Source organism: Cellulosimicrobium sp. JZ28, from assembly GCF_015327065.1.
GTDB lineage: Bacteria > Actinomycetota > Actinomycetes > Actinomycetales > Cellulomonadaceae > Cellulosimicrobium > Cellulosimicrobium funkei.
In genome coordinates, this window is record NZ_CP017660.1 from 2647319 (window position 1) to 2659927 (window position 12609).

General features: G+C 73.4%; 9 protein-coding genes. 5 read left to right on the forward strand and 4 right to left on the reverse strand.

Going from position 1 to position 12609, the window contains the following annotated elements:
- Positions 1–48 precede the first annotated feature (48 nt).
- Entirely contained in the window at positions 49–1092 is a 1044-nt protein-coding gene (locus BJP59_RS12005; protein WP_194521032.1) for a hemolysin family protein, read from the reverse strand.
- Positions 1089–2465: a hemolysin family protein gene (locus BJP59_RS12010; RefSeq protein ID WP_043658600.1), complete on the reverse strand. Its 1377-nt coding sequence runs from the start codon at positions 2463–2465 to the stop codon at positions 1089–1091. The genes BJP59_RS12005 and BJP59_RS12010 overlap by 4 nt, the downstream gene beginning before the upstream one ends.
- Before the next feature lie 186 nt (positions 2466–2651).
- Here BJP59_RS12010 and BJP59_RS12015 point away from each other — a divergent pair, with 186 nt between their 5' ends.
- The 3 genes from BJP59_RS12015 to BJP59_RS12025 all read left to right on the forward strand — a co-directional run bounded on the left by BJP59_RS12015 (position 2652) and on the right by BJP59_RS12025 (position 8868).
- Entirely contained in the window at positions 2652–3458 is an 807-nt protein-coding gene (locus tag BJP59_RS12015; RefSeq protein WP_228075110.1) for a response regulator transcription factor, read from the forward strand.
- Complete coding sequence (locus BJP59_RS12020; RefSeq protein ID WP_137281208.1) at positions 3455–4651, forward strand: sensor histidine kinase; 1197 nt, start codon at positions 3455–3457, stop codon at positions 4649–4651. The genes BJP59_RS12015 and BJP59_RS12020 overlap by 4 nt, the downstream gene beginning before the upstream one ends.
- A 395-nt stretch (positions 4652–5046) precedes the next feature.
- Positions 5047–8868, forward strand: coding sequence for a multifunctional oxoglutarate decarboxylase/oxoglutarate dehydrogenase thiamine pyrophosphate-binding subunit/dihydrolipoyllysine-residue succinyltransferase subunit (locus BJP59_RS12025; protein ID WP_442861510.1), 3822 nt, complete (start codon positions 5047–5049; stop codon positions 8866–8868).
- A 102-nt stretch (positions 8869–8970) separates the two neighbouring features.
- On the opposite strand, the gene BJP59_RS12030 is transcribed toward BJP59_RS12025, so the two are convergent.
- On the reverse strand, positions 8971–9966 hold the full coding sequence (locus tag BJP59_RS12030; protein ID WP_194521033.1) for an aldo/keto reductase: 996 nt from the start codon (positions 9964–9966) through the stop codon (positions 8971–8973).
- A gap of 108 nt (positions 9967–10074) precedes the next feature.
- Here BJP59_RS12030 and BJP59_RS12035 point away from each other — a divergent pair, with 108 nt between their 5' ends.
- A complete protein-coding gene (locus BJP59_RS12035; RefSeq protein WP_082774797.1) occupies positions 10075–10989 on the forward strand; it encodes an aldose 1-epimerase family protein in 915 nt (304 codons plus the stop codon).
- Positions 10990–11077: 88 nt separating this feature from the next.
- The gene (locus tag BJP59_RS12040; RefSeq protein ID WP_031316757.1) at positions 11078–11701 is read left to right on the forward strand and encodes a GDSL-type esterase/lipase family protein; all 624 of its coding nucleotides are present in this window, start codon (positions 11078–11080) and stop codon (positions 11699–11701) included.
- Between the two features lie 72 nt (positions 11702–11773).
- Here BJP59_RS12040 and BJP59_RS12045 read toward each other — a convergent pair whose 3' ends face one another.
- On the reverse strand, positions 11774–12577 hold the full coding sequence (locus BJP59_RS12045) for a DUF4097 family beta strand repeat-containing protein (protein WP_061269170.1): 804 nt from the start codon (positions 12575–12577) through the stop codon (positions 11774–11776).
- Positions 12578–12609: the final 32 nt, after the last annotated feature.

Genomic DNA, 12609 nt, shown 5'->3' on the forward strand with positions numbered 1-12609 from the left:
CCTCGGCGGAGCACCATCCGGGGACCTCGCGCCGACCGGGCCGCCGGCCTAGGGCCGGCGCTGCATCGCGTCGCGCACCTCGCCGACGAGCTCCTCGAGGATGTCCTCGAGGAAGACCACCCCGAGCGCGCCCCCGCCGTCGGGACCGTCGACGCGCGCCAGGTGCGCCCCCGAGCGCTGCATGGCGCGCAGCGCGTCCTCCACCTCGTCGTCGGGTGCGGCGGCCGCGAGCGCGCGCACGCGCCACGACGGGACCGGGGCCTCGCGCGTCGTCTCGTCCGCGTAGAGCACGTCCTTGACGTGCAGGTAGCCCACGAGGTCGCCCGTGGCGTCCGCGACGGCGAACCGCGAGAAGCCGGTCTTCGCGACCAGGCGCTCGACCTCGTCGGGCGTGCAGCCCTCAGTGACGGTGACGAGGTCCGCGACGGGGACCATGACGTCCTGCGCGGTGCGCTCGGAGAACTCGATGGCTCCCGAGAGCAGCCCCTGCTCGTCGCGCAGGACCCCCTCGGCCTGGGAGTGCTCGACGATGGACTGCACCTCCTCGGCGGTGAACGCCGACGCCACCTCGTCCTTCGGCTCGACGCCCGTGGCGCGCACCGCGTGGTTCGCGAGCCAGTTGAGCGCGACGATGACGGGGCGCAGCACGCGCCCGATCCACACGAGCGGCGGGCCGAACCACATCACGGCCGTCTCGGGCCCGGAGACCGCGAGGTTCTTCGGGACCATCTCGCCGAGCACCACGTGCAGGTAGACGACGATCGCGAGCGCCACGACGAACGCGATCGGGTGCGCGAGCGCGGTGCTCACGCCGAGAGCGTGCAGCGGGTCCTCGATGAGGTGCGCGATGGCCGGCTCCGCGACGACGCCGAGACCCGTGGAGCAGACGGTCACGCCGAGCTGGGCGCACGCGAGCATGAGCGACACGTGCTCCATCGCCCACAGGACCGTCTGGGCGCGGCGGTTGCCCTGCGCGGCGAGCGGCTCGATCGCCGAGCGGCGCGCGGAGATCACCGCGAACTCGGCGCCGACGAAGAACGCGTTGCCGGCGAGCAGGAGGAGCGCGACGAGGAGCGCGGTGGTCGAGCTCATGCGTCCCCCTCCGTCGGTGTCGCGCGGACCGAGAGCCGCTCGACGCGCCGCCCCTCCATCGCCTCCACGCGCAGCACCACGCGGTGCCGGCCCTCGCCCGCGGCGATCTCGTCGCCGGGCTCGGGGACGCGGCCGAGGCGGGCCATGACGAGGCCGCCGAGCGTCTCGTAGGCGCCGTCCTCGGGGACGCGCAGCCCGGTGACCTCCGTGAGCTCGTCGGGCCGCATGACGCCGGGCACGAGCCACGAGCCGTCCGCGCGGCGGGCCGCGCCGGAGCGCCGGGGGTCGTGCTCGTCCGCGACGTCGCCCACGAGCTCCTCGACGACGTCCTCGAGCGTGACGACGCCCGAGGTGCCGCCGTACTCGTCGACCACGACCGCCATCTGGAGGCCGAAGCCGCGGAGCTCGACGAGGAGCGGGCCGAGCCGCACCGTCTCGGGCACCCGCGGGGCGTCGGCCATGAGGGCCGCCGCGGGGACCTCGTGGCGCCGCTCGTAGGGGACGGCGACGGCGCGGCGCAGGTGGACGAGGCCGACGACGTCGTCACGGTCCTCGCCGATGACGGGGAACCGCGAGTGCCCGGTGCGCCGGGCGGCGTCGACGACGTCCGCGGCGGTCGCGTCCCGGTCCACGACGACCATGCGCATGCGGTCGGTCATGACGTCGACGGCGCTCAGCTCGTCGAGCTCGATCGAGTTGGTGAGGAGGGTCGCGACGGAGACGTCGAGCGTGCCCTCCTGGGCGGACCGGCGCACGAGGGCGGCGAGCTCGGACGCCGAGCGGGCGCCCGACAGCTCCTCGCGCGGCTCCACGCCGACGCGGCGCAGGATCGCGTTCGCCGAGCCGTTGAGCACGGCGATGACCGGCCGGAACAGCTTGGTGAACTGCCGCTGCACGGGCACGACCTGCCGCGCGGTGGCGTAGGGCGCGCTGAGCGCGAAGTTCTTGGGGATGAGCTCGCCGAAGAGCATCGAGACGAAGTTCACGACGAGCAGCGCGAGCACGCCCGCGAGGACCGCGGAGGCCGCGTGGCCGAGCGGCGTCGAGCTCAGGGCGTCCCCGAAGAGCGCGAGGAGCGCGGGCTGCGCGGTGTACCCGAGGAGGATCGTCGTGAGGGTGATGCCGACCTGCGCCGAGGAGAGCTCGGTCGACAGGTGCTTGAGCCCGGCCCGGACGCTGCGGTCGCGGCGGTCGGGACCGCCCGTCCCGCCCGACGGCGGGGAGCCGCGTCTGTCGCCCTCCTGGTCGGCGTCGTCCCCGGCGGGGAGGACGGCGGGGTCGAGGGTGACCAGGGAGAACTCGCTGGCCACGAAGACGGCGGTACCTGCGGTGAGGAGCACCCCGAGCGCGACCATGACCCAGTCGCCTACCACGGAGTGCTCCACCGATATCGGGAGGTGCTCTTCATCGTGCCGACGATGTTAGCGCTCGCCCCTCGCCCGGCGCCCGGGAGGGACGGCTCGGCGGCGCCCAGGAGGGGCAGCCCCGCCGTCCGACCTGGTCCTCCGACGACGACGAAATCCGGCCGACCTGGGCCGACGTGTGCCACGCTGTATCCCATGGCAGATCCGAGGGCAGCGAGCGCAGCACCGACCGGCGCGGGGGCCGGTCCCGTCCCCGGCCGCGGGCCCGTGCCCACGACCGCCCCGGTGGCCGGCGGCGGCACCCCGCAGCAGGCGGCCACGGTCCTCGTCGTCGAGGACGAGCCCGCGATCGCGACCGCCATCGCGCAGCGGCTGAGCGCGGAGGGCTGGCGCGTCGAGGTCGCGCGCGACGGCCTGTCCGCCGTCGACGCCGCGGCGCGCCTGCGCCCGGACGCGATCGTCCTCGACGTCATGCTCCCCGGCATCGACGGTCTCGAGGTGACGCGCCGCATCCAGGCGGAGCAGCCCGTCCCGATCCTCATGCTCACCGCGCGCGACGACGAGACCGACATGCTCATCGGGCTCGGCGTCGGCGCGGACGACTACATGACGAAGCCGTTCTCCATGCGCGAGCTCGTCGCGCGCATCAAGGCGCTGCTGCGCCGCGTCGACCGCGCCACGCAGGCCGCGAGCTCCGCCCCGAGCGACCCGCCCATGACGGTGGGCGACGTGACGATCGACAAGGCCCAGCGCCGCGTCTACCGCGCGGGCGAGGAGGTCCACCTCACGCCCACCGAGTTCGAGCTGCTCGTCATGCTCGCGAGCTCGCCGAAGACGGTCCTCACGCGCGAGCGCCTGCTCGCCGAGGTGTGGGACTGGGCCGACGCCAGCGGGACGCGCACCGTCGACTCCCACATCAAGGCGCTGCGCCGCAAGCTCGGTGCGGACCTCATCCGCACGGTCCACGGCGTCGGCTACGCGTTCGAGCCGCCCGCCGGATGACCTCCTCCCCCGCCGACCCCGCCGGCGGCACGGACCCGGGGCAGGCGCAGGCTCCCGGACCGGCGCGGCCGGGGCCGCACCGGGCCCACACGATCCGCCCGCACCTCCCGGACGTCCGGCCGCTCGACTCGTTCCGCTCGCTGAAGATCAAGCTCGGCGTGCTGGTCGCCGCGACGGTGACGCTCGCCGTCCTCATCACGTGGATCGGGCTGCAGAACCAGCTCGGGCCGTCACGCACGTTCCCGCTCGCGATCGTGCTGTCGCTGCTGCTCACGCAGCTCCTCGCGCGCGGCATGACGTCGCCCCTGCGTGAGATGACCGCCGCCGCCCGGGCGATGGCCGACGGCGACTACACGCGGCGCGTGCGCGCCACGAGCCGCGACGAGGTGGGCCAGCTCGCGGTGGCGTTCAACGTCATGGCGGAGGACCTCGCGACGAGCGACCAGGTGCGCCGCGAGCTCATCGCGAACGTCTCGCACGAGCTGCGCACCCCGATCGCGGCGCTCCAGGCCCAGCTCGAGAACGTCGTGGACGGGGTGACGCCCCCGACGCCCGCGACGATGGAGATGTCGCTCGCGCAGACCGAGCGCCTCACGCGGCTCGTCGCGTACCTCCTGGACCTGTCGCGCATCGAGGCCGGCGCGGCGGCGCTCAACATCACCCAGATCGACGTCGGCGACTTCCTCGAGGAGAACGCCGAGGCCGTGTCGATGGTCGAGGCGGGCAAGCAGCTGCGCTACGTCGTCGACGTCACGCCCCCGGACCTCGTGCTCGAGGCGGACCGCGAGCGGCTGCACCAGGTCGTGACCAACCTCCTGCAGAACGCGATCCGGCACTCGCCGCAGGGCGGGGAGATCCGGCTCGAGGCGTACCCGGTGGACGACGACGTCGTGCTGGAGGTCGTCGACGAGGGCCCCGGGATCGCCAAGGAGGACCGCGAGCGGATCTTCGAGCGGTTCGCCCGGGCCAGCGCGACGGGCGCGCACACGACGACGGGCGGCTCGACGGGCGGCACGGGGATCGGGCTCGCGATCGTGCGCTGGGCGGTGGACCTGCACGGCGGCCGGATCGAGGTCGCGGACTCGCGCCGGGGGGCGACGATGCGCGTCACGCTGCCCGCGCACGCGGGCTCCGCGCCGTTCCCGCCCGAGGACGGCGACGCGTCGTACACGGCGCACCCCGACGTGCGGTGACGCCGTCCTGACAGCGCGCGCACCCGCTCACGCTCGGGCGTGAGATGCGTCACACCTCCGCGCGCAGATACCTCGGGATGGCGTGGAATTCCGCGATCTTGCCCTCCGACGAGGTGCGCGTGGGGTCACGTTTGCCTTGCCCAGACACGGCGTGAAGAACCCGCGAACAGGCCGCGCGGGAACGCTCGGCCCAACGCCCGAGGCCGACGACGAGGGCCTAGGCTGGAGTGGTCCGGAACCCGGACGAGCCCGTGCCGACGTCGGGGGCGCCGCAGCAGCGGTGCGCCGTCGTACCACGGTCGCGGGCTGTGACCGACAGCGACCTGTGTGTGAAAGTGGGCGATCCTCGCGTGTCCCCGAAGGCTGAGTCAGAGGCGATCAGCGACGCAAGCTCCGTGTTCGGAGCGAACGAGTGGCTCGTCGACGAGCTGTACGAGCAGTACCTCCAGGACAAGAACGCGGTAGACCCCGCGTGGTGGGACTTCTTCGAGGACTACCGCCCTGCGGAGCGCTCGGACGCCGACACCACGAGCGACGCCGCGGCGGCGCCCGCGAACGGGTCCGTCCCGGCCGCGGCACCCGCGAACGGGTCCCGCCCGGCCGCGGCGCCGGTGAACGGCTCGCCCGCTCCGACGGCGCCCGCCGCAGCGCCGACCGCCGTGACGGACGGCTCGGCCGCCGCCGAGGCCGCGCAGCGCGTCAAGCCGCCGAAGCTCCCGGCCGACCCGGCGGTCAACGCCGCGGTCGAGGCCGTGCACGCGTCGCGCCCCGTCGCGACCGCCCAGCCCGCGACGGCGCCGTACGCCCAGGTGCCCGCGCGCAAGGTCGCCGGCGCCCCCGCGCCCGAGGACCAGGCCACGGACGACGTGCAGAAGCTCCGCGGCCCGGCCGCGCGCGTCGTGACGAACATGGAGGCCAGCATCCAGGTGCCGACGGCGACGTCGGTGCGCGCGGTGCCTGCCAAGCTCATGGTCGACAACCGCATCGTCATCAACAACCACCTCGCGCGCGGTCGCGGCGGCAAGATCTCGTTCACGCACCTCATCGGGTTCGCGCTCGTCGAGGCGCTGGCCGACATGCCGGTGATGAACGCGAGCTACACGCAGATCGAGGGCAAGCCCGCGATCAACCAGCCCGCGCACGTGAACTTCGGGCTCGCGATCGACCTCGCGAAGCCGGACGGCTCGCGCCAGCTCCTCGTGCCGAGCATCAAGAAGGCCGAGACGATGGACTTCGCCCAGTTCTGGGCGGCCTACGAGGACCTCGTGCGCCGTGCGCGCGGCGGCAAGCTCGGCGTCGACGACTTCGCGGGCACCACGATCTCGCTCACCAACCCGGGCGGCATCGGCACCGTGCACTCGGTGCCGCGCCTCATGCAGGGCCAGGGCACGATCATCGGCGTCGGCGCGATGGACTACCCCGCGGAGTTCGCGGGCGCCTCGACCGAGCGGCTCGCCCGCCTGGGCATCTCGAAGGTCCTGACGATCACGTCGACCTACGACCACCGCATCATCCAGGGCGCGCAGTCGGGCGAGTTCCTGCGCATCCTGTCGCAGAAGCTCCTCGGCGAGGACGGCTTCTACGACCGCGTGTTCGCCGCGCTGCGCATCCCCTACGAGCCGGTGCGCTGGGTCCGCGACAACACGACGGACGCCGAGATCGAGGCGGCCAAGCCCGCCAAGATCGCCGAGCTGGTCCACTCCTACCGCTCGCGCGGCCACCTCATGGCCGACACCGACCCGCTCGCGTACCGCCAGCGCAAGCACGGCGACCTCGACATCCAGAACCACGGCATGACGCTGTGGGACCTCGACCGCACGTTCCCCACGGGCGGGTTCGGCGGCCGCACCAAGTCGACGCTGCGCGACATCCTCGGCCTGCTGCGCGACTCCTACTGCCGCACCGTCGGCGTGGAGTACATGCACCTGGCGGACCGCACGCAGCGCAAGTGGCTCCAGGAGCGCCTCGAGTCCGGGTACGCGCGCACGCCGCGCGAGGACCAGCTCCGCATCCTGCGCCGCCTCAACTCCGCCGAGGCGTTCGAGACGTTCCTGCAGACGAAGTTCGTCGGGCAGAAGCGCTTCTCGCTCGAGGGCGGCGAGGCGCTCATCCCGCTGCTCGACGCGATCCTGTCGAAGGCCGCGGAGAACGGCCTCGACGAGGTCGGCATCGGCATGGCGCACCGCGGGCGGCTCAACGTGCTCGCCAACATCGCGGGCAAGAGCTACGCGCAGATCTTCGCGGAGTTCGAGGGCAACCTCGACCCGAAGAGCGTCCAGGGCTCGGGCGACGTGAAGTACCACCTCGGCACCGAGGGCGTCTTCACGGCCGAGACCGGCGCGACGACGAAGGTCTACCTCGCGGCGAACCCCTCGCACCTCGAGGCGGTCGACCCGGTGCTCGAGGGCATCGTGCGCGCCAAGCAGGACCGCATCGACCTGGGCGGCGACGGCTTCTCCGTGCTGCCGATCCTCATCCACGGCGACGCGGCCTTCGCGGGCCAGGGGGTCGTGCCCGAGGTGCTCAACCTCGCGCAGCTGCGCGGCTACCGCACCGGCGGCACCGTGCACGTCATCATCAACAACCAGGTCGGCTTCACCACGGGCCCGTCGTCGTCGCGCTCGACGACGTACGCGACCGACGTCGCCAAGGGCTACCAGGTCCCGATCTTCCACGTGAACGGCGACGACCCCGAGGCGTGCGTGCGCGTCGCCGAGCTCGCCTTCGCGTTCCGCGAGCAGTTCGACCGCGACGTGATCATCGACATGATCTGCTACCGCCGCCGCGGTCACAACGAGGGCGACGACCCCTCGATGACGCAGCCGCTCATGTACAACCTCATCGAGGCGAAGCGCTCGGTCCGCAAGCTGTACACCGAGAACCTCGTCGCGCGCGGCGACATCACGCTCGAGGAGGCCGAGCACGTCCTCCAGGACTACCAGGCCCAGCTCGAGCGCGTCTTCACCGAGACCAAGGAGGGCGGCTTCACGCCCGCCGCGGACCGCGAGCCGGTCGCCGGTCTCGAGCGCCCGGAGTCCCAGCTCGAGGACGCCGGCACCATGGTCGGCTGGAAGACGGCGATCGACCGCTCGGTCCTCGAGCGCGTCGGCCAGGTGCACGTCGCGCCGCCGGAGGGCTTCACCGTCCACCCGAAGCTCGCGCAGCTCCTCGAGAAGCGCCGGCAGATGTCCGTCGAGGGCAACATCGACTGGGGCTTCGGCGAGCTCGCCGCGTTCGGCTCGCTCCTCGTCGAGGGCACCCCGGTGCGCCTCGCCGGCCAGGACTCGCGCCGTGGCACGTTCGTGCAGCGTCACGCCGTCCTGCACGACCGCGAGACGGGCGCCGAGTGGACGCCGCTGCTGTACCTGTCGGCGGACCAGGCGAAGTTCTGGGTCTACGACTCGTCGCTCTCGGAGTACGCCGCGCTCGGGTTCGAGTACGGCTACTCGGTCGAGCGCCCCGACGCGCTCGTGCTGTGGGAGGCGCAGTTCGGCGACTTCGTCAACGGCGCCCAGACGGTGATCGACGAGTTCATCTCGTCCGCCGAGCAGAAGTGGGGCCAGTACTCCTCGGTCGTCATGCTCCTCCCCCACGGCTACGAGGGCCAGGGGCCGGACCACTCGTCCGCGCGCATCGAGCGCTTCCTCCAGCTCGCGGCCGAGGACAACATGACGGTCGCGCAGCCGTCCACGCCGGCGTCGTACTTCCACCTGCTCCGCCGGCAGGCGTACGCCCGCCCGCGTCGTCCGCTCATCGTCTTCACGCCGAAGCAGCTGCTGCGCCTCAAGGCGGCCGCGTCGAGCGTCGAGGACTTCACGACCGGCACGTTCCGCCCGGTGATCCCGGACGCGTCGGCCGACCCGGCGAAGGTCGACCGCGTGCTCCTGTGCACGGGCCGCGTCTACTACGACCTGCTCGCCGAGCGCACCAAGCGCGGCGACGAGGGCGTGGCGCTGGTCCGCCTCGAGCAGCTGTACCCGCTCGACGTCGACGGCATCCGGGCCGAGCTCGCGAAGTACCCGGGCGCCGAGGTCGTCTGGGTCCAGGACGAGCCCGAGAACCAGGGCGCCTGGTCGTTCGTGCACATCAACCTGCCCGAGGACCTGCCGCGCGTGAGCGTCGTCTCCCGCCCGGCGTCGGCCTCCACGGCCGCCGGCACGGCGAAGAAGCACCAGGCGCAGCAGGCCGTGCTGCTGGAGCAGGCGTTCGCCCGCTGACCGGCCCGCACGACCCGCGCACGACGAAGGCCCCCTCCGCGCGGAGGGGGCCTTCGTCGTCGGTGCGCCGTCGCCGTCGGACCGGGGGCCGGTCCTGCCGACCTACCAGCGGTCGTGGATCTTCTCGCGCAGGTAGCGGTCGTAGATCTCGCGCACGCCCGAGGTGAAGAGCGGGCCGAGGACGTCCGCGTCGCCCGCGGCGGCGTTCGACCGCGCCTGCTCGACGTTGCGCGCGCCGGGGATGACGGTCGACACGCCCGGCTGCTGCCAGACCCACGCGATGGCCACCTGGGCCGGGGTGAGGTCCTGCCCGACGACGTCGTGCACGAGCGTGGTGAACTCGGCAGCCGCCTGCACGCCGGTCTCGAAGTCGACGCCCGAGAACGTCTCGCCGACGTCGAAAGCGCTGCCGTCGCGGTTGTACGTGCGGTGGTCGTCCGCGGCGAACGTCGTGTCCTTCGTGTACTTCCCGGACAGCAGCCCCGACGCGAGCGGGACACGAGCGATAACGCCGACGCCGGCGTCGGACGCCGCGGGCAGCACCGCGTCGAGCGGCTTGAGCCGGAACGCGTTGAGGATGATCTGCACCGTGGCGACGTGGGGGCGCGCGATGGCCGTGAGGGCCTCGTCCACGGTCTCGACGCTCACGCCGTAGCTCGCGATCGCGCCCTCGGCGACGAGCGTGTCGAGGCCGTCGTACACCTCGTCGCGCGAGTAGACGGCGGTCGGCGGGCAGTGGAGCTGCACGAGGTCGAGCCGGTCGGTCCCCAGGTTGCGGCGCGAGCGGTCGACCCACTCGCGGAACTTGGCGAGCGTGTAGTTGTCGGCGTCCTGCGGCTCCCGGCGGCCCATCTTCGTGGCGACCGTGATCCCGTGGCCGGGGTTGTCGGCGAGGTAGGAGCCGATGATCTGCTCGCTGCGCCCGTCGCCGTAGACGTCCGCGGTGTCGAAGAACGTCACGCCGGCCTGCGCGGAGGCGTCGAGGACGGCGCGCGCGTCGTCCTCGCTCACGTCGCCCCAGTCGGCGCCGAGCTGCCAGGTTCCCAGTCCGACGACCGAGACGAGCCGTCCCGTCCGCCCGAGCACCTGTCGTTCCATCGTTCCTCCTCGTGCTGCGTCGGGTGCGCCGGAAGACACACCCGGGCACCGAGTCTGACGGGCGTGGGCGCATCGCGCACCCGCGCACGCCGAGTACCGTATGTGAGCGTGAACACCCATGCCCCCTCAGGAGCCCAGGTCCGCATCGCCCACGGCGACCACGCAGCGACGATCACCGAGGTCGGAGCGGCCGTCCGCGAGTACGCGGTGGGGGGCCGGCCGGTCTTCACGCCCTTCGGCGAGGACGAGGTGTCGCCCGCGTTCAACGGCGCCGTCCTGCTCCCCTGGCCCAACCGGCTGCGCGACGGGCAGTACACGGTCGACGGCACGACGTACCAGGTCCCGATCTCGGAGCCGGACCGCGGGACCGCGCTGCACGGCCTCGCGTGCTGGCAGCGCTGGACGGTCGTCGAGCACGAGGCCGCGCGCGCGACGCTCGAGCTGCACCTGCCGCCGTCGCCGGGCTACCCGTTCGACCTCGTCGCGCGCGTGACGTACTCGCTCGACGACGCGGGGCTGCGCGTCCACGTCCGCACGACGAACGTCGGCACGGCGACCGCCCCGTACGGCGTCGGCTTCCACCCGTGGCTCTCGGCCGACGGCGCGGACCTCGACGCGTGCACGCTGCGCCTGGACGCGGCGACCCGCGTCACGACCGACGAGCGGCTCCTGCCGACCGGCACCGAGCCCGCCACCGGCACGTTCGACCTGCGCGAGCCGCGCCTGCTCGCGGGCGTCGACCTCGACGACGCGTACGTCGACGTGCTGCGCGACGAGGACGGGCTGTCCTGGATCCGCCTCACCGCGCCCGACGGCCGCACGGCCGCCGTGTGGATGGACGGCTCGATGGACACGTGGCAGGTCTGCACGGGCGACCACGTCGGCGACGTCGCGTTCCGCCGCACCGGCGTCGCCGCCGAGCCGATGAGCTGCGTCGCGGACGCGTTCCGCACGGGCGAGCGCCTCGTCCGGCTCGAGCCCGGCGCGTCCCACGAGGTCACCTGGGGAGCGACGCTGGCCTGAGGCGTCCGGCCGCCGCGGCGACCCCCGCGCGGGTCGACACGCCGTCCGCACCGGCTCGGATCGACCCGCGCGGCCCGCGTCGGGGAGAATGGCACTCGTGGAAGACGCGGTGAGTCGTGAGGTACGGATCTGCGTCGTCGGCGACGAGCTGAGCGCCGGCGTCGGCGACGCGAAGGCCCTGGGGTGGGCGGGGCGCGTCGTCGCGCGCACACGCTTCCCCCAGCCGGCGTACGTGTTCCCGCTCGCCATCCCCGGCGAGACGACGACGGCGCTCAGCCAGCGCTGGGAGGCGGAGACCGCGCGCCGGTTCTCCCCCGAGCCGGACGTCGACAACCGCCTCGTCATCGGCCTCGGCCGCCACGACCTCGACGCGGGGCTGTCGGTCGCGCGCTCGCGCCTCAACCTCGCGAACGTGCTCGACGTCGCGGAGTCCCACCGCCTGCCCACGTTCGTCGTCGGGCCGCCGCCGGGCCACGCGCAGGACGCGGAGCGCCTCGCGGAGCTGTCCCACGCGTTCTCGGACGTCGCGAACCGGCGCCGCGTCCCCTACGTCGACACGTTCAGCCCGCTCGTCACGCACGAGCAGTGGCTCGCCGACCTCGCGCAGAGCGGCAACGGCTTCCCCGGCCAGGCGGGCTACGGGCTCATGGCGTGGCTCGTGCTGCACACCGGCTGGCACGCGTGGCTCGGCCTGCCCGACGACACCGTCTGAGCCCGCAGGGACGCACGAGGGGGAGGCGTGGTCACGGACCACGCCTCCCCCTCGCCGTCGGGGCGGTACCGCTCAGCCGCGCGAGACCGTGAGGTCGCCCGAGACGGTGCTCGCCGACACGTAGGCGCCGCCCGCGCCGTGCTGGTCGACGTGGTCGACGGACGTGGTGCGCTGCGCGCTGGAGTCGAGCCGCACGCCGTCGAGCACGGCCTTGCCGGTGACGCTGCGGGCCTTGAGGTTCACGGCCGAGCCGGCGCCGAGGCGCACGGCCACGTCGCCCGAGACCGTGCGCGCGTCGACGAGCGGGGTGCTCTCGCGCGCGACGACCTCGACGCCGCTCGTGACGGTGCTGACCGACACGCGCCCGAGCGTGCCGCCGAGCGTGACGGTGCCGGACGCGGTGGTCACGTGGACGTCGCCGACGTGCTCGCCGACGTCGACGGAGCCGGTGGCCGTGCGGACCGACGCCGTGCCCGAGACGCCCTGGACGCGGACGGCGCCGGTCCCGGTCGTGACGGACACGTCCGCCCGCGTCCCGACGACGGTCGCCGCGGCGCGCGCGGTCGTCACCTTGAGCGGGACGCTCGCGGGCACGGTGACCCGCACGACGGCGCGGTCCTTGTCGCGCAGGCCCTTCGCGCGGTCGACGAGGCCCTCGATGCCGGCGAAGTCGTACCCGACGCGCAGCTCGCCGTCGTGCACGCTCACCTGCAGCGGGCGCTCGGACACCTCGCTCACGTCGAGGTGCGCCCCGCTCTCGCGGCCGGGGTCGGCGACGACGTCGACCGACCCGTCCGTGAGCTGGACGACGACGCGCCGGACGTCCGCGACGTCGACGCTCCGGGGGGCGTTGATGACCCAGGACTCGGTGCTCATGCGCTTCTCCTCGTTCGGTTCTCTGGTGCGTG

Coding starts and splice junctions, on each gene's coding strand:
- BJP59_RS12005 (WP_194521032.1), bottom strand. CDS start 1,092: ATGAGCTCGACCACCGCGCTCCTCGTCGCGCTCCTCCTGCTCGCCGGC.
- BJP59_RS12015 (WP_228075110.1), top strand. CDS start 2,652: ATGGCAGATCCGAGGGCAGCGAGCGCAGCACCGACCGGCGCGGGGGCC.
- BJP59_RS12020 (WP_137281208.1), top strand. CDS start 3,455: ATGACCTCCTCCCCCGCCGACCCCGCCGGCGGCACGGACCCGGGGCAG.
- BJP59_RS12030 (WP_194521033.1), bottom strand. CDS start 9,966: ATGGAACGACAGGTGCTCGGGCGGACGGGACGGCTCGTCTCGGTCGTC.
- BJP59_RS12040 (WP_031316757.1), top strand. CDS start 11,078: ATGGCACTCGTGGAAGACGCGGTGAGTCGTGAGGTACGGATCTGCGTC.
- BJP59_RS12045 (WP_061269170.1), bottom strand. CDS start 12,577: ATGAGCACCGAGTCCTGGGTCATCAACGCCCCCCGGAGCGTCGACGTC.